Consider the following 26,224-nt stretch of genomic DNA (forward strand, 5'->3'; position numbering starts at 1 on the left):
AACGATAATTATTTTAAAGTTTTTTGCCATTTCCAAGCAGAAAGTAAGGCTTCATCAAGAGATAATTTAGCTTTCCAACCTAATTCTTTGTTAGCATAAGTTGTATCAGCATACGCAGCGGTAATATCGCCTTCTCGTCTATCTACTAGTCTGTAATTCAATTTTTTACCAGTAACTTTTTCAAAAGATTCAATGATTTCTAAAACAGAATTTCCTTTTCCAGTACCAATATTAAATACTTCAAAAGATTTTTTTTGATTGTTTTTTAGTAAGCGTTGCATAGCCACAATATGTGCTTTTGCCAAATCTACTACATGAATATAATCTCTTATGGCTGTGCCATCTGGAGTTGGGTAATCGCTTCCAAAAACAGATAATTCTTTTCTAATTCCTACTGCAGTTTGAGTAACATACGGAATCAAATTTTGAGGAATACCAATTGGTAATTCTCCAATTTTTGCACTTTTATGAGCTCCAATCGGGTTAAAATAACGTAATGCAATTGCTTTTAATTCTGAAATTTTAGTAGTGTCTTTTATAATTTCTTCTCCAATTTGTTTGGTGTTTCCATAAGGAGATTCTGCAGGTTTTATAGGAGCATTTTCGGTAATTGGCAATTCATCAGCTTGTCCGTAAACTGTGCATGATGAACTAAAAATAAAGTTATTCACTTTCCGAACTTTCATTTGTTGCAATACGTGAATTAAAGAATCAATATTATTTTCGTAATATTTTAAAGGTTTTTCAACACTTTCACCTACTGCTTTTGAAGCTGCAAAATGAATAACTCCATCAATTTTATGTTCATTAAAAAAAGTAGTAACTGCGATTTTATCTTTTAAATCAATATTAAAAAAAGATGGTTTTTTATGAGTGATAGCAGTAATTTTATCTAGCACATCTATCGTAGAATTAGATAAATCATCAATAATAAAAACTTCAAATCCTTCATTTTGTAGTTCTACAACCGTGTGAGAACCAATAAAACCTAATCCGCCAGTTACTAAAATTTTATGCATTTTTTTCGATGAAATCTAAAACCGTTTTAATAATAAAATCTTGTTGCTCATGATCTAGTTCTGTGTGCATTGGCAAGGATAAAACGGTGTTTATTAATTCATTAGTATTTTTAAAATCAGCTTCATTATAACGTTCATCAGCATAAGCTTTTTGTAAATGTAAAGGAACAGGATAATAAATTGCATTTGGAATTCCTGCATCCATTAAGTGTTGATTTAAGGCATTTCTATCCACATTTTTAACTTGTAAAGTATATTGATGAAAAACGTGTGTAGTAAAATTACTAGTGCTAGGTGTTACAATATTTTTATGATTTGAAAATCCTTCAGAATAATAAGTAGCTGCTTTTCTTCTAGCATCACAATACTCATTTAAATGTGGAAGCTTAATTCGTAAAATAGCCGCTTGTAAACTATCTAATCTTGAATTTACACCAACAACATCATGATAATAACGTTTATACATGCCGTGGTTTACCATTCCTCTAATAATATGAGCTAGCTTATCATCATTGGTAAAAATAGCACCACCATCACCATAACACCCTAAATTTTTAGAAGGGAAAAATGAAGTAGTACCAATAGTTCCCATAGTTCCAGCTTTTTTAACAGTGCCATCAGTAAAAGTATAATTTGCACCAATTGCTTGAGCGGTATCTTCAATTACATATAAATTATGTTCTTTTGCCACTTTTAAAACTGCTTCCATATTTGCACATTGCCCAAATAAATGAACAGGAACAATGGCTTTTGTTTTTGGTGTAATTGCTTTTTTAAGAGCTTCAATATTTATATTAAAAGAGTTTTTATCAACATCTACTAAAACAGGAGTTAAATGTAAAAGCCCGATAACTTCAACCGTAGCTGCAAAGGTAAAATCGGCAGTAATTACTTCATCTCCAGGTTTTAACCCTAACCCCATCATTGCAATTTGTAAAGCATCAGTACCGTTTGCACAAGGAATTACGTGTTTTACTTGCAGGTAATCTTCTAATTCTTTTTGAAAATTTTGAACTTCAGGTCCGTTAATATATGCGGTAGATTTAATTACTTCCAATATTTTGGTATCTATCTCATTTTGAATAAGTTTGTATTGACCTTTTAGGTCAACCATTTGAATTTTTCTCATGATTTTGTCTAAAAAAATTTGATAAACAAAAGTACAATAAAAGCAATAGTTGTACAATTAAATGTATATCCGTTTTGTGTTATATTTCATATTTATACGTCATGCTAAACCTGCCTGTCCGGCAGGCAGGCTTGTTTCAGCATCTCATAGTTTTTACTAATCACCGATTTATATTGATGAGACCCTGAAACAAGTTCAGGGTGACGAACATTCTATGATTAATTACGGACAATCAATTACAATTAATAAATGAAACTAATGTTAGTCAAATAAATTGGAAGAAAGATAGCGATCTCCTCTATCTGGAATAATTGCAACGATAATGCCTTGTGAAATATTTTCAGCTAATTTAATTGCAGCAACTACAGCTCCGCCACCACTCATTCCTGAAAAAACACCTTCTAGTTTTGCTAGTTTTTTAGTGGTTTCACGTGCTTCTTGTTCGCTAACATCAATTATTAAATCCACTTTTTTAGGATTAAATATCTTTGGAAGAAATTCTTTTGACCATTTTCTAATGCCAGGAATTCTGGAATTATCTGTAGGTTGAGCTCCAATTATTTGGATTTCTTTATTTTTTTCTTTTAAATAAGTTGAAGTTCCCATAATAGTTCCTGTAGTTCCCATTGCAGAAACAAAATGAGTAATTTTGCCATCTGTAGCGTCCCAAATTTCTGGGCCAGTAGTTTTATAATGTGCTTTCCAATTATCATCATTTGCAAATTGATCAAGCATAAAATATCCTTTTTCTTTAGAACGTTTTTCTGCGTAAGATCTTGAACCTTCAATACCGTTTTCAGCAGAAGTTAAGGTTACTTTTGCACCATAGGCTTTCATTGTTTGGACTCGTTCCTTCGTTGAATTTTCGGGCATTACCAACTCAATTTTCATTCCGAATTGCTGTGCAATCATAGCTAAAGCAATTCCTGTATTTCCGCTGGTAGCTTCAATTAAATAATCGCCTTTTTTGATTTCACCACGTTGTAATGCACTGTATATCATATTGTAAGCAGGGCGATCTTTTACACTTCCCGCAGGGTTATTTCCTTCTAATTTCAACAATAAAGTAATTTTTTTATTCTTAATAATATTTGAAGTTTTAATTAATGGAGTGTTCCCAATGAAATTAAATAAAGACGCGTTTTTCATAAATTAATTTTGGATTTTAATTTAATTTCAGGAGTGTGATAAACTATGGAGTTTTTTGGGACTGAAGACGTTATAAACACATTACCTCCAATGGTGCTGTTTTCACCTATAATGGTATCTCCACCTAAAATGGTGGCATTTGCATAAATAGTAACATGATCTTCAACTGTAGGATGCCTTTTTTGGTTTTTCATTTCTTTAGAAACTTGTAAAGCACCCAAGGTTACTCCTTGATAAACTTTTACATGATTTTTAATAGAACACGTTTCTCCAATAACAATTCCAGTGGCGTGATCAATAAAAAATGAATGTCCAATATTAGCACCTGGATGAATATCAGTTCCTGTTTTTGAATGTGCATATTCACTCATTAAACGGGGAATTATTGGAATGTTTAATAAATATAATTCGTGACTAAATCTGTAAATAGCAATAGCATAAAAGCCAGGATATGCTAAAAAGACTTCTTCAACACTATTTGCAGCTGGGTCATGGTCATAAATTTCTTGTGCATCAATATTCAAATTTTTTAAAATAGTAGGTAGTTTTAATAAAAATCGTTCCCAAATATTTTCAGTAGTTTGTGCTTTGGTAAAATTAGCAATTTCATAAATTTCATTAAAATCTTGTTCTAGTTGAATTATATTTTTTTCAACACAAGCTTCTGCATCAAAAAGTGTATGAAATAAATTATTTGTAAATTTTTCAGTTTTGTGTTTTAAAGAAAAATTTAGATGAGGTTTTTTTTTATGATTGATAATTTTATCAATGATGTATTTTTTTGTTTTCATGCTTAATAAGTCGATTTATTTTAATAAAAATTACCATTGTTTATAAACACTTTTAAAAGGAATTCTAAAGCGTTCACCATAAACTCCTTCGGGTTTTCTAATTCCGCATGAAATTACCATATTTATTTCACTTTTAGAAGGCAGGTTAAGTATTTTTTTGATTCTTAGCGTATCAGTTCCTTCCATTGGGCAAGTGTCATAACCTTCTGCAGCCATACTTAACATAAAAGTTTGTGCAGCTAAACCAGCACTTTTATGAGCAACAATTCGCATATCATTTTTGCGTAATTGACGATAAGCAGGTTTAAAAATTCCAGTAATCCATGCTATAAAATATTTGATGTAGCCAAAAATTCCTAAAAAATCGCCATAGACAAAAGGCATAATTTTGCCGTAATAATTAAGTGCAAATTTTTCACGCGAAGAATAGGCTTCTTTAGGCTTTTTTCCGAATAAGTTTTGTAAATAGTTTAAATTTTCTTTTGCTCGTTGTTTCCATAAATCCTTTCTAACCACTATTACAACTAACTGTTTTGCAGTTGTTGCAGCATTTTGATTTAAGCAAGCTATACTTAATTTTTTAATAAGATTTTTGGAGGTAATATGATTAAATTCCCAAAGTTGCATATTACTGCTATTAGGTGCAAGTGTTGCCTGTTTAATACATTTTTTTACAATTGAAGTTTCAATTTCTTTAGTTTCATCATAGATTCTAACGGATCTTCGAAAATTTAAAGCATCTTCTAAACTAGGGTAATTTTTCATGAGTGCAAAATTACAAAAAAAATCACCCAACCAATTTAATAGTTGGGCGATTCAAATTCAAATTGATTTATTTAGTTAAATAATGGTAGATTGACCTAAATCGATATTGTGTTTATTATAAAAAGTATTGTCTTCGTCTAAAATGAAATCTCTAATAAAACTTCCAACATTAGCAGTTGAAAAATGATTTTCTAAATTTAAATCGGGTGTAGATATGTTTAATTCTATTGATTTATCTACGGCTGCTCTAATATCTTCTGCTTCATCATTTAAATTAAAATGTTCTAATAACATAGCTGCAGATAAAATAGCCGCAACTGGATTTGCAATATTTTTGCCTTTTGCTTGTGGATATGAACCATGAATTGGTTCAAATAATGCCGTTTTTTCTCCAACAGAAGCTGAAGCTAATAATCCGATAGAACCAGCAATTACACTTGCTTCATCGGATAAAATATCACCGAACATATTTTCAGTTAAAATAACATCAAATTGCGTTGGATTTAAAATAAGTTGCATAGCAGCATTATCTACAAATAAATATTCTAATTTAACGTTGCTGTACTGTTTAGATAATTCTGTAACTCTTTTTCTCCATAATCTTGAAGATTCTAATACATTGGCTTTATCAACTAAAGTGAGTTTTTTTCTTCGTTTTTGTGCGGCTTTAAATGCTAAATGAGCAATTCTATCAATTTCATCAATGGAATAGGAGCAAACATCAGTTGCTGTTTTACCATCATCACTTAATGTTTTTTCACCAAAATAAATGCCACCAGTTAGCTCTCTATAAATTACAAAATCTGTTCCTTTTATTACGTCTTCTTTTAGATTAGATTGATGTATTAATCCGTTAAAAGTGGTTAAAGGACGAATGTTAGCAAATAAACCAAGTGTTTTTCTAAGAGCTAATAATCCTTGTTCAGGACGAACTTTTGCATTAGGATCTTTATCATATTTTGGATCGCCAATTGCACCAAATAAGATGGCGTCTGCATTGTTGCAAATTTCAATAGTTTCTTTAGGTAGAGGATTTCCTGTTTTGTCAATTGCTATTGCTCCAACATCTGCTTTTAAATATTTAAAAGTATGCTTATATTTTTCAGCAATAGTATCTAAAATTTTTGTGGCTTGTTGAGTTACTTCAGGTCCAATACCATCTCCTGAAAGAACTGCTATATTTAATTTCATTTTACTAATCGTTTATTTTCAAATACTTCAATTTTGTCTTTTATACTTACTAAATAATCAATATCATCAAATCCATTTAGCAAGCAATGTTTTTTGTAGGAATTTATTTCAAATTTTTCAAATTGACCTGTTTCTTCTAATAAAACAGTTTGTTCCTTTAAATCAATTAAAATTAATGAATTTGGATTACTTAACGTAGTTTTTAGTAAAATTTGTAGAAAATTTTCTGAAATTTGAATTGGAAGGATACCGTTATTTAATGCATTTCCTTTAAAAATATCTGCAAAAAAACTGGAAATCACTACTTTAAAACCATAATCAGCAATTGCCCAAGCGGCATGTTCGCGACTAGAACCACAGCCAAAATTAGTGCCTGCAATTAGTATTTGACCTTTATAGTTGCTGTTGTTTAAAATGAAATCTTCTTTTGGATTATTGTTTTGGTCAAATCTCCAGTCTCGAAATAGGTTTTTACCAAATCCTTCTTTTGAAGTAGCTTTTAAAAAACGTGCTGGAATAATTTGATCGGTATCAATATTTTCAATAGATAAAGGTATTGCAGTAGTAATAAGTTTTGTAAATTTTTCCATGTTAACTAAATTTTGAGATATCTACAATTTTACCTGCTACAGCAACGCTTGCTGCTGTTAAAGGACTTGCTAATAGCGTTTTTGAACCTGGTCCTTGCCGACCTTCAAAATTTCTATTTGAGGTAGAAACACAATACGCTCCACTTGGAATTTTATCGTCATTCATAGCCAAACAAGCTGAGCATCCTGGTTGTCGAAGTTCAAATCCTGCCTTTTCAAAAACAACATCTAATCCTTCTTCTTTTAATTGTTTTACTACCATTTGTGAACCTGGGACTAGCCATGCGGTTACATTATTTGCCTTTTGTTTTCCTTTTATAAAGTTTGCAGCTACTCTAAAATCCTCAATTCTAGAGTTGGTACAACTTCCTATAAAAACGTAATTGATTGGTGTGTTTAATAAGGATTGACCTTCTTTAAAATCCATGTATTGTAATGAATTTTTAAAAGATTTGTCTTTGCTTTTTGGAATAGTTTCTGATATTTTAATTCCCATACCAGGGTTGGTTCCAAAAGTTATCATTGGAGAAATATCTTTTGCATTAAATGAATATTCAGTATCAAAAGTAGCATCTTCTTCAGTTTTTAAACTTTCCCAATAAGTCATTTTTTTTTCTAAATCTTTGCCACTTGGTGCAAATTTTCTTCCTTTTATGTAGTTGTAAGTAATGCTGTCTGGAGCAATTAATCCTCCTCTAGCACCCATTTCAATACTCATATTACAGACGGTCATTCTACCTTCCATACTCATGTTTTGAAATACATCTCCAGCATATTCAACAAAATACCCAGTACCTGAATTGGTTCCTAATTTTGAAATTATATATAAAATTACATCTTTAGGAAATACATTTTTTTTTAGTTTTCCATGGATAGAAATACGCATGGATTTAGGTTTTTCAGCAAGAACACATTGGCTGGCAAATACTTGAGCAACCTGACTGGTGCCAATACCAAATGCAATGGAGCCAAAAGCACCATGTGTAGAAGTATGACTATCACCACAAACTAAAGTCATACCAGGTTGAGTAATTCCTAATTCAGGTGCAATTACATGAACAATACCATTATTTGGATGACCTAAACCGTAAAGTTCAATATTGTTTTCTTTACAATTTGAAGTTAATTGGGCTAATTGATTTCTAGATAATAAATCTTTAACGGGTAAATGTTGGTTTTTAGTTGGTGTATTATGATCGGCAGTGGCAATAATTTGTTTTGGTCTAAATAGCGGTAAATTTCTGGTTTTTAATTCTGTAAAAGCTTGTGGACTAGTTACTTCGTGTATTAAATGTTTATCGATATATAAAACTTGTGGTCCGTTTTTAATGGAAGTTACTACATGAGCATCCCATACTTTATCAAAAAGAGTTTTGGACATTTTATTAAAAAGATTTAAAAATTAACACTTTTTTTGAAGTTGTCTTTTGATGAAAGTAATTGATGTAAATCTTGATCATTTACTTCTTTTTGGGTATCAGCATATTTCAAAAATTCAGGATATAAAACATCTAATTCAATTTTAGTTAAATCATAACCAACATTTTTTGCTCTGTAAGCTAATGCTGCTCTTCCGCTTCTAGCTGTTAATATAATAGATGATTTAGAAACGCCAACATCTTCAGGATTAATAATTTCATAGGTTTCTCTATTTTTAATTACTCCATCTTGATGAATTCCGGAGCTATGAGCAAAAGCATTTTCACCTACAATAGCTTTGTTAGGTTGTACATACATTCCCATACTTTGCTGTACTAATTGACTGGTATAATTTAATAATTTAGTATTTACATTAGTATCTAAATTCATATTGCTATGCTGTTTTAAAATCATAACTACTTCTTCTAAAGCCGTATTTCCTGCACGCTCACCAATTCCATTAATGGTACATTCAATTTGTCGAGCTCCATTTTGTATTCCTGCTATTGCATTGGCAGTTGCCATTCCTAAATCATTATGGCAATGACATGATATGATTACATTTTCAATACCTTTTACATGATCTACTAAGTATTTTATTTTTGCACCATATTCATTTGGTAAACAATATCCTGTGGTATCTGGAATATTTAAAACAGTGGCTCCTGCTTCAATAACGGCTTCACATACTTTTGCTAAAAAATCATTATCCGTTCTACCAGCATCTTCGGCATAAAATTCTACATCGTCCACAAAAGTTTTTGCGTAACTAACGGCTTCAATAGCTCTTTCAATCACTTTTTCTCTGGTAGTGTTAAATTTGTGAATAATATGAGAATCAGAGGTGCCAATACCTGTATGAATTCTCGGTTTTTTTGCATGTTTTAGTGCTTTAGCAGCAACTTCAATATCTTTTTTATTGGCTCTAGTTAAAGCACAAACGGTAGCATTTTTAACTAATTTTGAAATAGCTTCTACGGATTTAAAATCTCCTGGACTTGACATTGGAAAACCGGCTTCAATAACATCAACACCTAACAAATCTAGTTGTTTGGCAATGCGCAATTTTTGTTCTGTATTAAGTTTACAACCAGGCACTTGTTCTCCATCTCTTAATGTAGTGTCAAATATTTGAATACTATTTTTGCTCATTTGTTGATTTTTTTTATGACTTTTGAATATCAAAAATAGTAGTAAATATTTTTAATTTTGTACTAATTTACAGTCATAATACTACGTTCAATTTTAAAATAATATTTTTAACTACCACAAAATCAAATAGATATAATTAAAAACGTTACTATGGCTATAGGAAAAAACGATCAACTTTTTTTATTAGTTAAATCGCTTTCAAAATCTGAAAAAAGACAATTTAAGGTTTATGCAGGTAGGTTAGGAGGAAATGTAAAAGCTAATTTCATGTTGCTTTTTAACTTGTTGGATAAAAGCGATACCTATAATGAATTGCAAATTTTGCAAAAAACCTCTATAAAAAAACAGCAAATATCTAATGCAAAAGCTCATTTATATAAACAAATTTTAATTAGTCTTAGACTTAATCCCGTTCATCAAAATATTAGATCTCAAATTAGAGAACAGTTTGATTTTGCTGCAATTTTATATAGCAAAGGGTTGTATAAACAAAGTTTAAAACTTTTAGAAAAAGCTAAAGAAATAGCTATTATAAATAGTGAAAATAATTTAGCATTTGAAATTGTTGAATTTGAAAAAGTAATAGAATCACAATATATTACACGTAGTTTAAGCAATAGAGCTGATGAACTTACACACCAAGCTAAAGATTTAAACATAAAAAATACTAGAAGTAGTAAATTATCAAATTTATCTTTACAATTATATAGTTTAATGCTTAAACAAGGTTATGTTAAAAATAATGATGATGTTTTATTTGTTACTAATTATTTTAAAAAACGACTTCCATCGTATAAAATTTCAGAATTAAGTTTTAGAGAAAAACTTTTTTTGTACAAAGCTTATTTATGGTATCATTTAATTTTACAAGATTTTGTAAAGAGTTATAAATACTCTCAAAAATGGGTGGATTTATTTGATGAAGATCCAAAAATGAAAATCCAAAATCCTGTTTTTTATTTAAAAGGAATAAATTATTTATTAGAATCATTGTATTTAATTAAGCATAAAACAAAATTTATTCAGGTTATTAATAAATTGGAGTATGAGATAGAAAATGAACTAATTGCCATAAATGAAAACACAAAATCTTTAATTTTTTTATATTATAACCAAAGTAAACTTAACCAGTATTTTTTAGAAGGAAAATTCACAAAAGGACTCTCATTTGTTTCTTTTTTAATTGATGAAATTCCAAAGTATAATCCTTTAATTGATGCACATCATGTTATGGTTTTTTATTACAAAATTGCATCGATGTATTTTGGTGCGGGAGATTATAAATTGTGCATTTATTATCTAAATAAAATTATTAATAATAAGGAATTAAAAATGCGAGAAGATTTACTTTGTTTTTCAAGAATTTTAAACTTAGTAGCTCATTATGATGCAGGAATTGATTTTAATATTGAAACTTTAATTGTTTCTACCTATAAGTTTTTACTTAAAATGGATAATTTGCAACAAGTTCAACGTAAAATGATTTCTTTTTTGAAAAAATTGAGTCAAATTTATCCACAGGAATTAAAAAAAGCATTTATAGAATTACATGAAGAATTAAAAAAATTAGAAAACCATCCTTATGAAAAACGTGCATTTTTATATTTAGATATTATTTCTTGGCTTGAAAGTAAAATTAAAAATAAATCTGTAGAACAAATTATCCAACAGAAAGTAAAATTATTAAATAAGTAATTTTTTTCTAGTTTCAAAAAAAGTTCATATTTAACCTATTAAGATGAAACATCAAATTATAAATATTATTTTACAACGGAAATAGGAACGATATTAAATAAATTATAAAATTTAAAACTAAAGCCTGTATCTAATTAAATACAGGCTTTTTTAGTAGATTAATCATAGTAAAAAAAAGATTATAAATATTTAATATTCAATAACATAAATAAAAATTACACAAAGTGGATGTTGTAGAAAAAGAAATTAAAAAACTTAAAAAGAATGGACAGTAGTTAAATTTGCTGCTTGTCCTAAATAATTTGGTTAATACAAAATAAATAAACTCTAAAAATTATAGTTAATAATGCAACTAAATAAATATAGTAAACGCGTTACACAAGATCCAAATCAGCCTGCTGCACAAGCCATGCTTTATGGTGTTGGATTAACTGAAGACGATTTAAAAAAACCGCAAATAGGCATAGCCAGTACAGGTTTCGATGGGAATACTTGTAATATGCACCTTAATAATTTAGCGGCTAAAATAAAATTCCACGTCAACCAAAAAGAATTAGTAGGATTAATGTTTCACACCATAGGTGTAAGTGATGGTATTTCTATGGGAACAAGTGGTATGAATTATTCTTTACCTTCTCGTGATGTAATAGCCGATTCTATTGAAATTGTCATGAACGCCCAAAGTTATGATGGTTTGGTAACTGTGGTAGGTTGCGATAAAAATATGCCAGGAGCTTTAATTGCGATGTTGCGTTTAAACAGACCTGCTATTTTGGTTTATGGAGGCACTATTGCTTCAGGAAATTATAAAGGTAAAAAGCTAGATATAGTTTCAGCTTTTGAAGCTTTGGGCGAAAAAAATGCTGGAAAAATAAGTGATGATGAATATAAAGAAATTATAAAAAAAGCTTGTCCTGGTGCGGGTGCTTGTGGTGGTATGTACACTGCAAATACTATGTCTTCTTCAATTGAGGCCTTAGGTTTTTCACTTCCTTTTAATGCATCACTACCTGCCGAACATCCTGATAAAAATAAAGAAACACGCTTAGTTGCAGATGCTATTGATAATCTTATAAAATTAGATTTAAAACCCTTAGATATTATTACCAAAAAATCTCTTGAAAACGCTATTTCAGTGGTTATTGCTTTAGGAGGATCAACAAATGCAGTACTTCATTATTTAGCGATAGCTAAAGCTGCTGGAATAAAATTTGAATTAAAAGATTTTCAAAGAATAAGTGATAAAACACCTGTTTTAGCCGATCTTAAACCAAGCGGTAAATATTTAATGGAAGATGTACACGGTATTGGTGGCACACCAGCCGTAATGAAATATCTTTTAAATAATGGCTATTTACACGGTGATTGTATGACAGTAACCGGAAAAACTATAGCCGAAAATTTAGCAGCTATTAATTCTATGGAATTTGAACAAAAAGTTATTCATAATATTGAATCAGCTATAAAAAAGACAGGACATCTTCAAATACTAAAAGGATCTATAGCACCAGACGGCTCAGTAGCAAAAATTACAGGTAAAGAAGGTATTATGTTTAAAGGAAAAGCCAAGGTTTTTAATAGCGAACAAGCTGCCAATGATGGCATTTCAGGAGGATTAGTAGAAAAAGGTGATGTTATTGTTATTAGATATGTTGGTCCTCGTGGAGGTCCGGGTATGCCAGAAATGCTTAAACCGACTTCTATGATTATGGGTGCAGGTTTGGGTAAATCGGTAGCTTTAATTACTGATGGACGATTTTCTGGTGGAACACATGGTTTTGTGGTAGGTCACATTACACCTGAGGCACAAGATGGTGGCTCAATAGCTTTAATAAAAGATGGAGATGAAATTACCATTGATATAGCTAAACATCGCATTGATTTAAATATTTCTGAAACTGAATTCAAAACTAGAAAACAAGCTTGGGTAAAACCCAATTTAAAAGCTAAAAAAGGAATTTTATACAAATATGCTAAAACTGTTTCAACAGCCTCTCAAGGTTGCGTAACCGATGAATTTTAATATATGAAAACACTAAATAAAACATTAACAAAAGAAAAACCTAAAACAACCATTAAAATGTCCGGAGCTGAAGCGGTAATAAATTGTTTGTTAGCAGAAGGAGTAGATTTGGTTTATGGTTATCCTGGCGGAGCAATTATGCCAGTTTATGACGAATTGTTTAAATACAAAAGTAAATTGCATCATGTATTAACTCGTCATGAGCAAGGTGCTACACATGCCGCTCAAGGATTTGCACGCGTTACAGGTAAAACCGGAGTTGTTTTTGCAACTTCAGGTCCTGGAGCTACTAATATTGTAACGGGTATTGCTGATGCTCAAATAGATTCTACGCCAATGGTCTGCATTACAGGTCAGGTTTCTTCTCATTTATTGGGGTCTGATGCTTTTCAGGAAACGGATATTGTAGGTATTTCAACACCTGTTACTAAATGGAATTATCAAATTACAAAAGCAAGTGAAATTCCTGAAATATTGGCAAAAGCTTTTTATATCGCAAAATCTGGTCGTCCTGGTCCGGTTTTAGTGGATATTACTAAAGATGCACAATTTGGAGAATTGGACTTTTCCTATAAAAAATGTAAAAAAATCAGAAGTTATAAAGCCATTCCAAAATTTAATATTGAAAAAATAAAAGAGGCTGCTACACTTATAAATAGTGCAAAAAAACCTTTTATTGTTTGGGGACAAGGTGTAATATTAGGTAAAGCTGAAAAAGAATTTAAAAACTTTATTGAAAAGACGGATATTCCTTCTGCGTCAACAGTGCTAGGTCTATCAGCTCTTGAATCAAAGCACCGGTTAAATGTAGGTATGGTAGGTATGCACGGTAATTATGCACCTAATGTTTTAACTAATGAATGCGATGTTTTAATTGCTATTGGGATGCGTTTTGATGATAGGGTTACAGGTAATTTGAATATGTATGCTAAACAGGCTAAAATTATTCATTTTGAAATAGATCCTTCTGAAGTAGATAAAAATGTTAAAACCGATGTTGCAGTTTTAGGTGATGTTAAAGAAACTCTTTCTGAAATAATCAATTTAGTGGATAAAGCCAATCATAAAAATTGGTTAAATGAATTTACTAAACTATACGAAATAGAATATAAAACTATAATTAAAGATCAGTTTAATCCAACTAAAAATGGATTAACTATGGGTGAAGTAATTAATAAAATTAATAAAGAAACCAAAGGTGACGCAATTATTGTTTCTGATGTAGGTCAACATCAAATGTTTGCCTGCCGTTATGCCGATTTTATCAAAACCAGAAGCAATGTTACTTCAGGAGGTTTAGGTACTATGGGATTTGCCTTGCCAGCGGCAATTGGAGCAAAAATGGGAGTTCCAAATCGAGAAGTTATAGCGATAATTGGTGATGGAGGTTTTCAAATGACTATTCAAGAATTAGGTACAATTTTACAAACCAAGGCAGCAGTTAAAATAGTGGTGCTAAATAATAGTTTTTTAGGAATGGTTCGTCAATGGCAAGAGTTATTTTTTGATAAAAGATACGCTTCAACAGTAATGACTAATCCTGATTTTGTAAAAATTGCGGAAGGTTATGGAATTGAAGCAAATAGAGTAAGTAAAAGAAAGGATTTGGATAAAGCAATAAAGGCTATGATTGCTTCAAAATCTTCTTATTTTTTAGAAGTTGTTATTGAATCAGAAGATAATGTTTTTCCAATGATACCAACAGGAGCAAGTGTTTCAGATATAAGATTAAGTTAAGTTATGGAAGAAAAACAAAATTTCACAGTATCGGTATATACCGAAAATAATATTGGATTACTCAATCGTTTATCTGCAATTTTTTTAAAAAGGCATATAAATATTGAAAGTATGACGGTAAGTCATTCCGAAATTGATCACGTACATCGGTTTACTTTTCTAGTGAATGTAGCGGAAACTTTAATAAAAAAAGTAGTGTTACAATTAGAAAAACAAATTGAAGTTATTGGTGCTTTTTATCATACCGATGAAGAGGTTATTTATCAAGAAACTGCCATGTTTAAAATATCAACAAAATATATGTATGATGAACGCATTCAAAATAAATTAAAACTTCGTAGAGCACATGTGGTTACCATAACAAAACAATATTTTGTAATTGAAACTACTGGTTTTAAGGAAGATATAGATAAAATGTACGATCGACTTAAACCTTATGGATTGCTACAATTTGTGCGTTCAGGACGAATTGCAATTACACGTCCAAAAATGGATATTTCAGAAATATTATTAGAAAATTAGAGTTAAAAAATATAAAATGAAAAATTATTTTAATACACTTCCACTTCGTTTAAAATTAGAGCAATTAGGAACTTGTGAATTTATGGATTCTTCAGAATTTGAAGAAGGAGTCCAAAAATTAAAAGGTAAAAAAATTGTAATTATTGGTTGTGGAGCACAAGGCTTAAATCAAGGTTTAAATATGCGTGATTCTGGCTTAGACATTTCTTATACTTTACGTGATGCTGCAATTTCAGAAAAACGGCAATCGTATAAAAACGCTACAGAAAACGGATTTAAAGTTGGTAATTATAAAGAAATGATACCTACTGCAGATTTGGTAATTAATTTAACGCCAGATAAACAACATACACCTGTAATTAATGCCGTAATGCCTTTAATGAAAAAAGGAGCAACGCTTTCCTATTCTCACGGATTTAATATTGTGGAGGAAGGTATGCAAATTCGTGATGATATTACGGTGATTATGGTAGCTCCAAAATCTCCAGGATCAGAAGTTAGAGAAGAATATAAAAGAGGATTTGGCGTGCCAACATTAATTGCCGTGCATCCAGAAAACGATCCAAACGGAGATGGATTTGAAAAAGCAAAAGCCTATGCTGTTGGTACAGGTGCAGATAAAGCAGGTGTTTTGCATTCATCTTTTGTAGCTGAAGTAAAATCCGATTTAATGGGAGAACAAACTATTTTATGTGGCGTTTTGCAAACAGCATCTATTTTAATGTTTGATAAAATGTTAGCTAAAAATATTGAAGCTGGTTTTGCTTCAAAGCTAATTCAAAATGGATGGGAAACGGTAACCGAAGCTTTAAAGCATGGCGGAATTACCAATATGATGGATCGTTTATCTAATCCAGCAAAAATTAAAGCTTTTCAACTATCTGAAGAATTAAAGCAAATTATGCGTCCGCTTTTTCAAAAACATATGGATGATATTATGAGCGGTGAGTTTTCAAAAACGATGATGGAGGATTGGAATAATAATGATGAAAATTTATTGAAATGGCGTGCTGAAACTGGTGAAACTGCTTTTGAAAAAACGCCTTCAACTTCCGAAGAAATTAAAGAACAAACCTATTTTGATAATGCTACATTAATGATTGCTTTTGTAAAATCAGGAGTTGAATTAGCTTTTGAAACAATGACCGAAGCAGGCATTAAAGAAGAATCTGCTTATTATGAATCGTTACACGAAGTACCTTTAATTGCAAACACTATTGCTCGTAAAAAACTATTTGAAATGAACCGAATTATTTCGGATACTGCGGAATACGGATGTTATTTATTTGACCATGCTTGTAAACCTCTTTTGAGTGATTTTATAAATAAAATAGATACTGATGTGATTGGTAAAAAATACAATGAATATGTTGATGCTAAAGTAGATAATGAAGAATTAATAGCTGTAAATGAAGCTATAAGATTCCATCCGATTGAAATAATTGGATATGAATTAAGGGCTTCTATGACTGCCATGAAAAAATTAAATTAATTTAACTTATTTGTATGCCAACTGTTAAAAATAATAGCATTTCTCTAGAAAAAATATATAAGGCTCAACAAAATATTAGTGGTGTGGTAATGCATACACCTTTACTTTTTATGAAAAATTTTTCAGAACAGTACAACGCTAATATTTATTTTAAACGAGAAGATTTGCAACAAGTCCGTTCGTATAAAATAAGAGGTGCTTTTAATAAAATTCAAGGTTTAAAAAAGGAGGAATTAATAAACGGAATTGTTTGTGCAAGTGCTGGAAATCATGCACAAGGAGTCGCTTTTGCTTGTAAAGAATTAAAAGTAAAAGGTACTATTTTTATGCCAGTAACTACACCTCATCAAAAGATAAATCAAGTGAAAATGTTTGGAGAAAATTATGTTGATATTAAATTGGTTGGTGACAGTTTTGATGATAGTCAGCAAGCAGCAGAAGTATTTTGCACCAAAAACAAAAGTACTTTTGTGCATCCTTTTAATGATATTGATGTTATTGCTGGTCAAGGTACAGTTGGCTTAGAAATATTGAACGATAGCAAAACTAAAATTGATTATTTGTTTTTGCCTGTTGGTGGTGGCGGATTGGCATCGGGGGTTTCCAGCGTTTTTAAAATATTAAGTCCAAACACAAAATTAATTGGCGTTGAACCAAAAGGAGCTCCATCATTAACAACTTCTTTAAAAAATAATAAAAATACCACATTAAATGAAATAGATAAATTTGTAGATGGAGCAGCGGTTATGAAAATGGGAGATATCACATTTGAATTTTGTAAAAATTTATTAGATGATGCAAAAACCATTAGTGAAGGTTTAATTTGTAGCACCATTTTAAAAGTGTATAATGAAAATGCTTTAGTAATTGAACCTGCTGGGGCTTTATCAATAGCCGCCTTAGAAAAATATAAGGAAGAAATTAAAAATAAAACGGTTGTTTGTGTAGTAAGCGGTGGAAATAATGATATCACTCGAATGGAAGAAATGAAAGAGCGAGCTTTGTTATATCAAGGGTTGAAACATTATTTTATTATTAAATTTCCACAAAGAGCCGGAGCATTAAAAGAATTTGTAGTAGATGTTTTAGGAGAAAAAGATGACATTTCCTTTTTTGAATATACCAAAAAACATAATAGATCTAAAGGTCCGGCGGTGGTTGGAATTGAATTAGAATCTCCTTCAGATTTTGAACCTTTACTTAAAAGAATGAAGGAAAAAGGATTTTTAGGTGAATATTTAAATGATAAGCCATCGCTTTTTCAATTTTTGGTTTAATAACAATAACTGTATAAAATGTTAATTATTTAACATTTTAATGTTGTCTAAATATTTTAATGTAATATTGTCCTAATGAAAATAATTAATATAAATACAACTGTAAAATATCCCAGTCGCTTTGCTGAGGTTTATCGCTGTACGTGCTAATACTATCGATTTTAAAAACAGTTTATTAATTTTCATTTTACCATTTTTATTTTGCAACTATCTTTTAACATAACATCTATTTTAAAACTAAATTTATTCAATTTAGAAATTATAGTTATACGTTTTTCTCCAAATCGCCGTCCCGTAAGGGCGTAATATTCTTTTGAAAACGATGCGTTCGTTTTCCAATTCAAAACATCAATTAAATTTTATTTAAACTAAAAACTAAAACAATGAAAATTGTTATAGCTAATACATCACATATAAAATATGTGAGCTTAATTTGTGAAACCATAAAAATATCGGCTGATGTTAGAGGTACTGGCATTGCTGAGCGTTCAGTGGAATACATTACTACTAAAATTAGAAATGACAATGCTATTATTGCAACTCATAACAATAAATTTGCAGGATTTTGCTATATAGAAACTTGGAATGATAAAGAGTTTGTAGTGAATTCTGGATTGATTGTGCATCCTAATTTTAGAAATCAAGGATTAGCAAAAAAAATTAAAAAGAAAATTTTAGAATATTCTAAAGAAAAATATCCAAAAGCTAAAATTTTTGGTATTACAACAGGTTTGGCTGTGATGAAAATTAATTATGAATTGGGTTATCATCCAGTTACTTTTTCAGAATTAACTAATGACGAGGCTTTTTGGAATGGTTGTAAAACATGTAGTAATTATGATATTTTAGTAAGAACTGATAAAAAAATGTGCTTATGTACAGGAATGTTGTATGACCCAAATAATGAGGCTAAAATTAGTAAACAAAAATATAGTTCAAAAGTTCTGAACCGATTAAAAAAGATAAAACAAGCATTATTTCTTAACAAAAAGAAAAGATAATATGGAAAAAGTAATAGTAGCATATAGTGGAGGTTTAGATACTTCTTATTGCGTTAAATATTTACAAAATGAATTAAATTTAGAAGTTTACAGTGTTTTGGTAAATACAGGTGGTTTTTCAGAAGAAGAACTAAAAATTGTTGAAGCAAAAGCTTATGAAATGGGTGTTGCTTCACATATAAACAAAAATATTTTAGAAGAATATTATAATAAAGCCATAAAATATATGGTTTTTGGAAATGTATTAAAAAATAATACCTATCCGCTTTCTGTAAGTGCTGAAAGAGTTTTTCAAGCAATTGAAGTGGTTAAGTATGCAAAAGAAATGGGTGCAAAATATATAGCACACGGAAGTACAGGAGCAGGAAATGACCAAGTACGGTTTGATATGATTTTTCAAACTTTAGCTCCTGAAATTGAAATTATTACACCTATTCGGGATTTAAAATTATCTAGACAAGAAGAAATAACCTATTTAAAAAAATGTGGAGTTAATTATCCTTGGGAAAAAGCGAAATATTCAATTAATAAAGGAATTTGGGGAACAAGTATTGGTGGTGTTGAAACCTTGACTTCACATCAAGCATTGCCAGAAGAAGCTTATCCTAGTCAATTGGAAAAAACAGGATCAACAGATATTAAACTTCATTTTAAAAAAGGGGAACTAATTGGGTTAAACGATGAATTTGAATCTTCGGTTAATACCATTTTAAAGTTAGAAGCAATTGCTTCAAAATATGCGATAGGTAGAGATATTCACGTGGGCGATACTATTGTTGGCATTAAAGGGCGAGTGGGTTTTGAAGCCGCAGCAGCGGTAATTACTATAAAAGCTCATCACTTGTTAGAAAAACATGTGCTTTCAAAATGGCAACAGAATTTAAAAGAGCAATTAGCTAGTTGGTACGGAATGTTGTTACACGACGGGCAATATTTTGAACCTGTAATGCGAAATATCGAAGCATTTTTAACAGATTCTCAAAAAACGGTAACGGGGGAAGTGTTTGTTACGCTAAAACCTTATCATTTTAGTTTAAACGGAATTGAATCTAAACACAATTTAATGAAATCTAAATTCGGTGAATATGGTGAAACTAATAAAGCTTGGACTGCAGAAGATGCTAAAGGATTTATTAAAATTTTAGGAACAGCAAACAAAATTTATCACAGTGTAAATTCAGAATTATGATAAAAGTAGGAATAGTTGGCGGAGCAGGATATACGGCAGGTGAATTAATTAGATTATTAATTAATCATCCAAAAGTTGAACTAGATTTCGTGTACAGTACTTCAAATGCAGGGAATTATATTTATAACGTGCATCAAGATTTATTAGGTTCAATTAATCTGAAATTTACAGATACTATAAATAATAAAGTTGATGTGTTGTTTTTATGTCTGGGACACGGAAATTCTAAAAAGTTTTTAGAAGAACATCGGTTTTCTTCAACTACTAAAATTATTGATTTAAGTAACGATTTTAGATTAGAAAAGGATGCCATTTTTCAAGGTAAAGAATTTATTTACGGTTTGCCTGAATTGCAAAAAGAAGCTATAAAAAAAGCAAAAAATATTGCAAATCCTGGTTGTTTTGCTACGGCAATTCAATTAGCATTACTACCACTTTCTGCTAATAATTTAATAAAAAGTTCAGTACATATTAATGCCACAACAGGTGCAACAGGTGCTGGAGTTTCACCTGGTACAACTACCCATTTTAGCTGGAGAGATAATAATTTTTCAGTGTATAAAGCATTCACTCACCAACATTTAGCTGAAATAAATGAAAGTTTAAGCTCGCTTCAAGAAGGATTTTTAGAAAAACTATTTTTTATACCAAATAGAGGAAATTTTAGTAGAGGAATTTTTGCGTCAGTGTATTTAGAATTTGATAAAAATATGGAAATTGCTTATAAATTGTATGAAGATTTTTATAAAAACGCACCATTTACACATATATCTAAAACACCAGTTCATTTAAAACAAGTGGTAAACACCAACAATTGTTTTCTTCATTTAGAAAAGCATAAAAATACGTTGTTAATCACTTCAGTAATAGATAATTTACTAAAAGGAGCTTCTGGTCAGGCAATTCAAAATATGAACTTACTATTTGGATTTAATGAAACAGAAGGATTACAATTAAAAGCAACATCATTTTAACATTACAATTATGAAAATAGCAATTATAGGAACAGGAAATTTAGGAAATTCAATAGCCAATGGTATTGTAAATAATAGTGTAAAATTTCAATCGTTATATTTAACAAAACGAAAAATTTCAGAGCTTTCTAATTGGGAAAATACTCCAAAAGTCAATATAACTACTAGTAATGTTGAAGCGGTAAAACATTCCGAAATTATTTTATTAGCCGTTCAGCCTAAACAATTAAATACCGTTTTAAATGAAATTAAATCTTCATTAAATCCCAAGATACATACTATTGTTTCTGTAATAACAGGAAGAAAAATTGATGAAATTGAGCAAGTTATTGGAAGTGATATTGCTATTGTTAGAAGTATGCCAAATACAGCGATAGCCGTTTCAGAATCAATGACTTGCATGTGTGCAAACCAAAAAGGACAATTAAAATTAAATGAAGCAACTGCTATTTTTAATGCTTTGGGAAAAACGTTATTTATTGAAGAAAAATTAATGCAAGCCGCCACCGTAATTTGTGCAAGTGGTATTGCTTTTTGGATGCGTTTGATTAGGGCAACAACACAAGGAGCCATTCAGTTGGGGTTTGATGCTAAAGAAGCCCAGGAATTAGCGATGCAAACTTGTTTAGGAGCCTCAAGTTTGTTAGTAAAATCAGAACGACATCCTGAACAAGAAATTGATAAAGTAACCACGCCAAGCGGTTGTACCATTGCAGGATTAAACGAAATGGAACATCAGGGCTTAAGTTCATCTTTAATAAAAGGATTAGTTACTTCCTTTGAAAAAATTAATCAGATTTAAAAAAAATAACATGGAATTATTTAAGGTATATCCGTTGTATAATGTAACTCCTGTAAAAGCTGAAGGAGCTTATGTTTGGGATAAAAACAACACAAAATATTTAGATTTATACGGGGGTCATGGTGTAATTTCAATTGGTCATTCGCATCCGAAATATGTAAAAGCATTTACAAAGCAGTTGAACAAAATTGGATTTTATTCTAATTCCATTCAAAATCCGTTACAACAAAAATTAGCTCAAAAATTAGGAAAATTATCAGATTGTGAAAATTATAAGCTGTTTTTATGTAATTCTGGAGCTGAAGCCAATGAAAATGCGTTGAAACTGGCATCATTTATAACAGGAAAAAGTAAAATAATTTCTTTTAAAAATGCTTTTCATGGAAGAACTTCTGCAGCAGTTGCCGTTACCGATAATGCAACCATAAATGCACCTATCAATTTACAACAAAAAGTTACTTTTTTGCCTTTAAATACTATTGAATTGGTAATTAACGAATTAGATAAAAATGATGTAGCTGCCGTAATTATAGAAGGAATTCAAGGAGTTGGAGGATTAGATGAAGGAACAACGGAGTTTTTTCAGCAACTTCAAAAAGTTTGCAATAAAAAAGGAGTACCATTAATTTTAGATGAAATTCAATCGGGTTACGGAAGAAGCGGAAAATTTTTCGCTTTTCAACATCATAATATTCAACCTGATATTATCACAATAGCAAAAGGTATGGGAAATGGATTTCCTATTGGTGGCGTATTAATTTTAGATACATACAAAGCCAAATTCGGAATGTTGGGAACCACTTTTGGCGGTAATCATTTGGCTTGTGTAGCAGCAATTTCTGTGTTAGATGTTGTTGAAAAAGAAGATTTAATTAATAATGTTAACTCAGTTTATAATTATTTTTTAAAGGAAATTAAATCGGTTTCAAAAGTGAAAAAAGTGAAAGGAAAAGGGTTGATGTTAGGAGTGGAATTTGATTTTGAAGTAGCAGAACTTCGAAAAAAATTAATTTTTGAAAAACACATTTTTACAGGAGGTTCAAATAATAAAAAGTTGTTAAGAATTCTACCTCCTTTAAACATTAATAAAGAGCAAATAGCCATTTTTATAAACGCTTTAAAAGAGTTGTTAGATGAATAATTTTTTAAAAATATCAGATATTGGTAATCTAAAAGATACTGTAAAAGAGGCAATTGATTTAAAAGATAATCCCACAAAGTTTATTAAACTTGGAAAAAACAAGACTATAGCACTTTTGTTTTTTAATGCGAGTTTAAGAACGCGATTAAGCACCCAAAAAGCAGCAATTAATTTAGGAATGAGTGTGGTGGTAATGAATTTTACAAATGATAGTTGGCAATTGGAGTTTGAAGATGGTGTAGTAATGAATAAAGATAAATCAGAACATATAAAAGAAGCTGCAAAAGTTATTGCTCAATATTGTGATATTGTCGCTGTTAGAGCTTTTGCTTCTTTAAAAAATAAAGAAAAGGACAAGGCTGAAATGGTAATAAATGGTTTTAAAAAATATGTAGGAATTCCTATAATAAATATGGAAAGTGCCACAGCGCATCCGTTACAAACACTAGCTGACGCTATAACAATAGAAGAAAATAAAACAAAACATAAACCAAAAGTGGTGCTATCTTGGGCACCACATCCAAAAGCATTGCCACACGCAGTTGCAAATTCATTTGTAGAAATGATGCATTTGCAAGATGCCGATTTTGTAATAACACATCCCGAAGGGTACGAACTAGATAATAAAATAACTAAAAATTCAATTATTGAATACAACCAAGAAAAAGCTTTTGAAAATGCAGATTTTGTGTATGTAAAAAACTGGAGTTCTTTTACTAATTACGGTCAAGTTTTAAAAACAGATTTAGATTGGATGATAACAGCGGATAAAATGAAATTTACAAATAATGCAAAGTTTATGCATTGTTTGCCTGTAAGAAGAAATGTTGTTGTAACCGATGAGGTTTTAGATTCGGAAAATTCCATTGTAATTCAACAGGTAAATAACAGAACTTATGCAACTCAAATTGTGTTAAAAAAAATATTGGAGAGTTTATAGTTGAAAAGTTGAGGTAGTTAGAATAGAAAAATGTCACACTGAGCTTGTCGAAGTAATTTTGATTAGTTCTTGTTGTCATTCCTGCGAAGGCAGGAATCTATGCACAACACGAATATTAAAATGGATTGTTATTTTAAAAATAAAGAATACGTCAACCTAAACTTGCCAGTAGCAGGCGGGCTTGTTTCATGTTCTCATAATAAGTAGTTATTATTAGGATGGGATTCTGAAATAAATTCAGAATGACAATTTAAGTAGTATAAAAAATGAAAAAACAAAAATTACATATTGTAAAAATTGGCGGAAATATTATTAATGATGAAGCATTATTAACTTCATTTTTAAATGATTTTTCAGCATTGTCAACTCCTAAAATTTTAATTCACGGTGGAGGGAAAAAAGCAACTGAAATGGCTGCGGAAATGGGAATAAAACCAAAAATGGTTAATGGTAGAAGAATTACGGATAAACAAAATTTAGAGATAGTAACTATGGTTTATGCAGGACTTTTAAATAAAAAGATAACAGCTCAATTACAACAAAATAATTGTAATGCAATGGGTTTGTCTGGTGCTGATGGAAACAGTATTTTGGCTCAAAAACGTCTTGTAAAAGAGATTGATTATGGTTTTGTTGGAGATATAGATAAAGTAAATTCAGAAACTATTCAAGTGTTTTTAGAGCATAATTTGACTCCTGTTTTTTGTGCAATAACTCATGATAAAAACGGACAATTATTAAATACAAATGCGGATACTATTGCTTCTGAAGTTGCCATTGCAATGAGTGAATTATATAAAGTTGAATTGAATTATGTTTTTGAATTGAAAGGTGTTTTAGAAAATATTAAGGATGAAAACTCCGTAATAAAACATATTAATTCTAAAAAGTATCAATTATTGGTTAGCGATGGAATTATTTCCGACGGAATGCTGCCAAAACTCCATAATTGTTTTAATGCTTTAAAAAAAGGAGTTCATCAAGTAAAAATTGGAGATGCTTCATTAATTAGAAGCGATAACAAACGATACACAACATTATCCATATAAAAAGTTCGTCATGCTGAAGATGTCACACTGAGCTTGTCGAAGTGTTATTTCAGGATAACGTAAAATTTTAAGTACTTAAAAAGTAAATAATGATAGAACAATTAACAAAAGAAGCCATTGAATTTCTTAAAAATTTAATTTCCAAACAATCTTTTTCAGGTGAAGAAAATGAAACTGCGTTATTAATTATGCAATGGTTTTCAAGTCATAATATTAAGTTTGAAAGTAGCAAACACAATGTTTGGGCAAAAAACAAATACTTTGACGCTGCCAAAAAAACAATATTATTAAACTCTCATCACGACACCGTAAAACCAAATAAAAACTATACTAAAAATCCATTAAATCCAGAAATAAGTAATGGTAAGTTGTATGGTTTAGGAAGTAACGATGCAGGTGGATGTTTGGTTTCGTTATTAGCAACATTCACCTATTTTTACGATAAAGATAATTTAAATTACAATTTTGTGTTAGTAGCATCTGCCGAAGAAGAAAGCTCCGGACCAAACGGTTTGAATAGTATGTTGCCAATAATTCCTGAAATAGATTTTGCAATTATTGGTGAACCTACCTTAATGCAATTAGCCATTGCAGAAAAAGGCTTGCTAGTTTTGGATTGCAAAGCTAACGGAACTGCTGGCCATGCCGCTCATGGAATTGGCGATAATGCTATTTACAATGCAATAAAGGATATTCATTGGTTTCAAACTTTTGAATTTCCTAAGATTTCTGAAACCCTTGGTAAGGTAAAAATGACCGTTACACAAATAAATGCAGGAAGTCAGCATAATGTAATTCCTGCAAACTGTAATTATGTGGTTGATGTTCGGGTTACGGATGCTTATACAAATTTAGAAGTGCTGGAAATAATTCAGAACAATGTGAAATCAGAGGTTAAAGAAAGATCATTACGATTGAATTCCTCATCCATACCAAAAAAGCATCCAATTGTAAAAGCTGGAATAAAATTAGGAAGAAAAACCTACGGTTCGCCTACCTTATCGGATCAATCGGTTTTAAGTTGTCCTTCTTTAAAATTAGGACTAGGTGACAGTTTACGTTCGCATACTGCTGATGAGTTTATTTATGTAAACGAAATTGAAGAAGGAATCGATTTATACATTAAAATATTAAATGAAATAATATAGGAAAGTGGTCACTGAGCGGAGTCGAAGTG

23 protein-coding genes are annotated in these 26,224 nt (G+C 30.4%); 14 read left to right on the top strand and 9 right to left on the bottom strand.

Features of this window, described 5'->3' with window-relative positions; genetic code table 11:
• Window positions 1–8 precede the first annotated feature (8 nt).
• From galE to L3J60_RS01285, 9 genes are all read right to left on the bottom strand, one after another.
• Window positions 9–1,019, bottom strand: a complete 1,011-nt coding sequence (galE, locus tag L3J60_RS01245) for a UDP-glucose 4-epimerase GalE (protein ID WP_291973557.1) — start codon at window positions 1,017–1,019, stop codon at window positions 9–11.
• Window positions 1,012–2,148 carry a DegT/DnrJ/EryC1/StrS family aminotransferase gene (locus L3J60_RS01250; RefSeq protein ID WP_291973559.1) on the bottom strand — a complete coding sequence of 379 codons (1,137 nt, stop codon included), beginning with the start codon at window positions 2,146–2,148 and terminating at the stop codon, window positions 1,012–1,014. Before L3J60_RS01250 ends, galE begins: the two co-directional genes overlap by 8 nt.
• A 261-nt stretch (window positions 2,149–2,409) precedes the next feature.
• Window positions 2,410–3,297: a cysteine synthase CysM gene (cysM, locus tag L3J60_RS01255; RefSeq protein ID WP_291973561.1), complete on the bottom strand. Its 888-nt coding sequence runs from the start codon at window positions 3,295–3,297 to the stop codon at window positions 2,410–2,412.
• A complete protein-coding gene (epsC, locus tag L3J60_RS01260) occupies window positions 3,294–4,088 on the bottom strand; it encodes a serine O-acetyltransferase EpsC (protein ID WP_291973563.1) in 795 nt (264 codons plus the stop codon). Before epsC ends, cysM begins: the two co-directional genes overlap by 4 nt.
• A gap of 30 nt (window positions 4,089–4,118) precedes the next feature.
• Entirely contained in the window at window positions 4,119–4,853 is a 735-nt protein-coding gene (locus L3J60_RS01265; protein ID WP_291973565.1) for a nitroreductase family protein, read from the bottom strand.
• 75 nt (window positions 4,854–4,928) lie between these two features.
• Window positions 4,929–6,044, bottom strand: a complete 1,116-nt coding sequence (leuB, locus tag L3J60_RS01270) for a 3-isopropylmalate dehydrogenase (RefSeq protein ID WP_291973567.1) — start codon at window positions 6,042–6,044, stop codon at window positions 4,929–4,931.
• Window positions 6,041–6,634, bottom strand: coding sequence for a 3-isopropylmalate dehydratase small subunit (gene leuD, locus L3J60_RS01275; RefSeq protein ID WP_291973569.1), 594 nt, complete (start codon window positions 6,632–6,634; stop codon window positions 6,041–6,043). The genes leuB and leuD overlap by 4 nt, the downstream gene beginning before the upstream one ends.
• 1 nt (window position 6,635) lies before the next feature.
• Entirely contained in the window at window positions 6,636–8,015 is a 1,380-nt protein-coding gene (gene leuC / locus L3J60_RS01280; protein ID WP_291973571.1) for a 3-isopropylmalate dehydratase large subunit, read from the bottom strand.
• Between the two features lie 14 nt (window positions 8,016–8,029).
• The gene (locus L3J60_RS01285; protein ID WP_291973573.1) at window positions 8,030–9,205 is read right to left on the bottom strand and encodes a 2-isopropylmalate synthase; all 1,176 of its coding nucleotides are present in this window, start codon (window positions 9,203–9,205) and stop codon (window positions 8,030–8,032) included.
• Between the two features lie 150 nt (window positions 9,206–9,355).
• Between L3J60_RS01285 and L3J60_RS01290 the strand changes: the two genes are divergently transcribed.
• The 14 genes from L3J60_RS01290 (at window position 9,356) to L3J60_RS01355 (ending at window position 26,195) form a co-directional block, all read left to right on the top strand.
• Entirely contained in the window at window positions 9,356–10,900 is a 1,545-nt protein-coding gene (locus L3J60_RS01290; protein WP_291973575.1) for a hypothetical protein, read from the top strand.
• A gap of 346 nt (window positions 10,901–11,246) precedes the next feature.
• Window positions 11,247–12,923: a dihydroxy-acid dehydratase gene (gene ilvD, locus L3J60_RS01295; protein ID WP_291973577.1), complete on the top strand. Its 1,677-nt coding sequence runs from the start codon at window positions 11,247–11,249 to the stop codon at window positions 12,921–12,923.
• Window positions 12,924–12,926: 3 nt separating this feature from the next.
• On the top strand, window positions 12,927–14,660 hold the full coding sequence (ilvB, locus tag L3J60_RS01300; protein WP_291973579.1) for a biosynthetic-type acetolactate synthase large subunit: 1,734 nt from the start codon (window positions 12,927–12,929) through the stop codon (window positions 14,658–14,660).
• A gap of 3 nt (window positions 14,661–14,663) precedes the next feature.
• Window positions 14,664–15,182 carry an acetolactate synthase small subunit gene (gene ilvN / locus L3J60_RS01305; RefSeq protein ID WP_291973581.1) on the top strand — a complete coding sequence of 173 codons (519 nt, stop codon included), beginning with the start codon at window positions 14,664–14,666 and terminating at the stop codon, window positions 15,180–15,182.
• A 16-nt stretch (window positions 15,183–15,198) separates the two neighbouring features.
• Window positions 15,199–16,674 carry a ketol-acid reductoisomerase gene (gene ilvC / locus L3J60_RS01310; RefSeq protein WP_291973583.1) on the top strand — a complete coding sequence of 492 codons (1,476 nt, stop codon included), beginning with the start codon at window positions 15,199–15,201 and terminating at the stop codon, window positions 16,672–16,674.
• A 14-nt stretch (window positions 16,675–16,688) separates the two neighbouring features.
• Window positions 16,689–17,951 (top strand): threonine ammonia-lyase IlvA, encoded by a 1,263-nt coding sequence (ilvA, locus tag L3J60_RS01315; RefSeq protein ID WP_291973584.1) that lies wholly within the window; start codon window positions 16,689–16,691, stop codon window positions 17,949–17,951.
• A gap of 383 nt (window positions 17,952–18,334) precedes the next feature.
• Window positions 18,335–18,952 (top strand): GNAT family N-acetyltransferase, encoded by a 618-nt coding sequence (locus L3J60_RS01320; RefSeq protein WP_291973586.1) that lies wholly within the window; start codon window positions 18,335–18,337, stop codon window positions 18,950–18,952.
• 1 nt (window position 18,953) lies between these two features.
• Complete coding sequence (locus L3J60_RS01325; RefSeq protein WP_291973588.1) at window positions 18,954–20,141, top strand: argininosuccinate synthase domain-containing protein; 1,188 nt, start codon at window positions 18,954–18,956, stop codon at window positions 20,139–20,141.
• Entirely contained in the window at window positions 20,138–21,115 is a 978-nt protein-coding gene (gene argC, locus L3J60_RS01330; RefSeq protein ID WP_291973590.1) for an N-acetyl-gamma-glutamyl-phosphate reductase, read from the top strand. The genes L3J60_RS01325 and argC overlap by 4 nt, the downstream gene beginning before the upstream one ends.
• A 10-nt stretch (window positions 21,116–21,125) precedes the next feature.
• On the top strand, window positions 21,126–21,917 hold the full coding sequence (gene proC, locus L3J60_RS01335; protein WP_291973592.1) for a pyrroline-5-carboxylate reductase: 792 nt from the start codon (window positions 21,126–21,128) through the stop codon (window positions 21,915–21,917).
• A gap of 10 nt (window positions 21,918–21,927) precedes the next feature.
• The gene (locus L3J60_RS01340; RefSeq protein WP_291973593.1) at window positions 21,928–23,058 is read left to right on the top strand and encodes an aminotransferase class III-fold pyridoxal phosphate-dependent enzyme; all 1,131 of its coding nucleotides are present in this window, start codon (window positions 21,928–21,930) and stop codon (window positions 23,056–23,058) included.
• Complete coding sequence (locus L3J60_RS01345; RefSeq protein ID WP_291973595.1) at window positions 23,051–23,998, top strand: N-acetylornithine carbamoyltransferase; 948 nt, start codon at window positions 23,051–23,053, stop codon at window positions 23,996–23,998. Before L3J60_RS01340 ends, L3J60_RS01345 begins: the two co-directional genes overlap by 8 nt.
• A gap of 266 nt (window positions 23,999–24,264) precedes the next feature.
• Entirely contained in the window at window positions 24,265–25,047 is a 783-nt protein-coding gene (gene argB, locus L3J60_RS01350) for an acetylglutamate kinase (RefSeq protein ID WP_291973597.1), read from the top strand.
• An 89-nt stretch (window positions 25,048–25,136) separates the two neighbouring features.
• Window positions 25,137–26,195 (top strand): M20 family metallo-hydrolase, encoded by a 1,059-nt coding sequence (locus L3J60_RS01355; protein ID WP_291973599.1) that lies wholly within the window; start codon window positions 25,137–25,139, stop codon window positions 26,193–26,195.
• Window positions 26,196–26,224 lie beyond the last annotated feature (29 nt).

It is taken from the genome of Lutibacter sp. (genome assembly GCF_021647475.1).
In the GTDB taxonomy this organism is placed as follows: Bacteria; Bacteroidota; Bacteroidia; order Flavobacteriales; family Flavobacteriaceae; genus Lutibacter.

Bases quoted from the DNA above. Each gene is read 5' to 3' on its own strand.
- galE (WP_291973557.1), bottom strand. From the start codon at position 1,019: ATGCATAAAATTTTAGTAACTGGCGGATTAGGTTTTATTGGTTCTCAC.
- L3J60_RS01250 (WP_291973559.1), bottom strand. From the start codon at position 2,148: ATGAGAAAAATTCAAATGGTTGACCTAAAAGGTCAATACAAACTTATT.
- cysM (WP_291973561.1), bottom strand. From the start codon at position 3,297: ATGAAAAACGCGTCTTTATTTAATTTCATTGGGAACACTCCATTAATT.
- epsC (WP_291973563.1), bottom strand. From the start codon at position 4,088: ATGAAAACAAAAAAATACATCATTGATAAAATTATCAATCATAAAAAA.
- L3J60_RS01265 (WP_291973565.1), bottom strand. From the start codon at position 4,853: ATGAAAAATTACCCTAGTTTAGAAGATGCTTTAAATTTTCGAAGATCC.
- leuB (WP_291973567.1), bottom strand. From the start codon at position 6,044: ATGAAATTAAATATAGCAGTTCTTTCAGGAGATGGTATTGGACCTGAA.
- leuD (WP_291973569.1), bottom strand. From the start codon at position 6,634: ATGGAAAAATTTACAAAACTTATTACTACTGCAATACCTTTATCTATT.
- leuC (WP_291973571.1), bottom strand. From the start codon at position 8,015: ATGTCCAAAACTCTTTTTGATAAAGTATGGGATGCTCATGTAGTAACT.
- L3J60_RS01285 (WP_291973573.1), bottom strand. From the start codon at position 9,205: ATGAGCAAAAATAGTATTCAAATATTTGACACTACATTAAGAGATGGA.
- L3J60_RS01290 (WP_291973575.1), top strand. From the start codon at position 9,356: ATGGCTATAGGAAAAAACGATCAACTTTTTTTATTAGTTAAATCGCTT.
- ilvD (WP_291973577.1), top strand. From the start codon at position 11,247: ATGCAACTAAATAAATATAGTAAACGCGTTACACAAGATCCAAATCAG.
- ilvB (WP_291973579.1), top strand. From the start codon at position 12,927: ATGAAAACACTAAATAAAACATTAACAAAAGAAAAACCTAAAACAACC.
- ilvN (WP_291973581.1), top strand. From the start codon at position 14,664: ATGGAAGAAAAACAAAATTTCACAGTATCGGTATATACCGAAAATAAT.
- ilvC (WP_291973583.1), top strand. From the start codon at position 15,199: ATGAAAAATTATTTTAATACACTTCCACTTCGTTTAAAATTAGAGCAA.
- ilvA (WP_291973584.1), top strand. From the start codon at position 16,689: ATGCCAACTGTTAAAAATAATAGCATTTCTCTAGAAAAAATATATAAG.
- L3J60_RS01320 (WP_291973586.1), top strand. From the start codon at position 18,335: ATGAAAATTGTTATAGCTAATACATCACATATAAAATATGTGAGCTTA.
- L3J60_RS01325 (WP_291973588.1), top strand. From the start codon at position 18,954: ATGGAAAAAGTAATAGTAGCATATAGTGGAGGTTTAGATACTTCTTAT.
- argC (WP_291973590.1), top strand. From the start codon at position 20,138: ATGATAAAAGTAGGAATAGTTGGCGGAGCAGGATATACGGCAGGTGAA.
- proC (WP_291973592.1), top strand. From the start codon at position 21,126: ATGAAAATAGCAATTATAGGAACAGGAAATTTAGGAAATTCAATAGCC.
- L3J60_RS01340 (WP_291973593.1), top strand. From the start codon at position 21,928: ATGGAATTATTTAAGGTATATCCGTTGTATAATGTAACTCCTGTAAAA.
- L3J60_RS01345 (WP_291973595.1), top strand. From the start codon at position 23,051: ATGAATAATTTTTTAAAAATATCAGATATTGGTAATCTAAAAGATACT.
- argB (WP_291973597.1), top strand. From the start codon at position 24,265: ATGAAAAAACAAAAATTACATATTGTAAAAATTGGCGGAAATATTATT.
- L3J60_RS01355 (WP_291973599.1), top strand. From the start codon at position 25,137: ATGATAGAACAATTAACAAAAGAAGCCATTGAATTTCTTAAAAATTTA.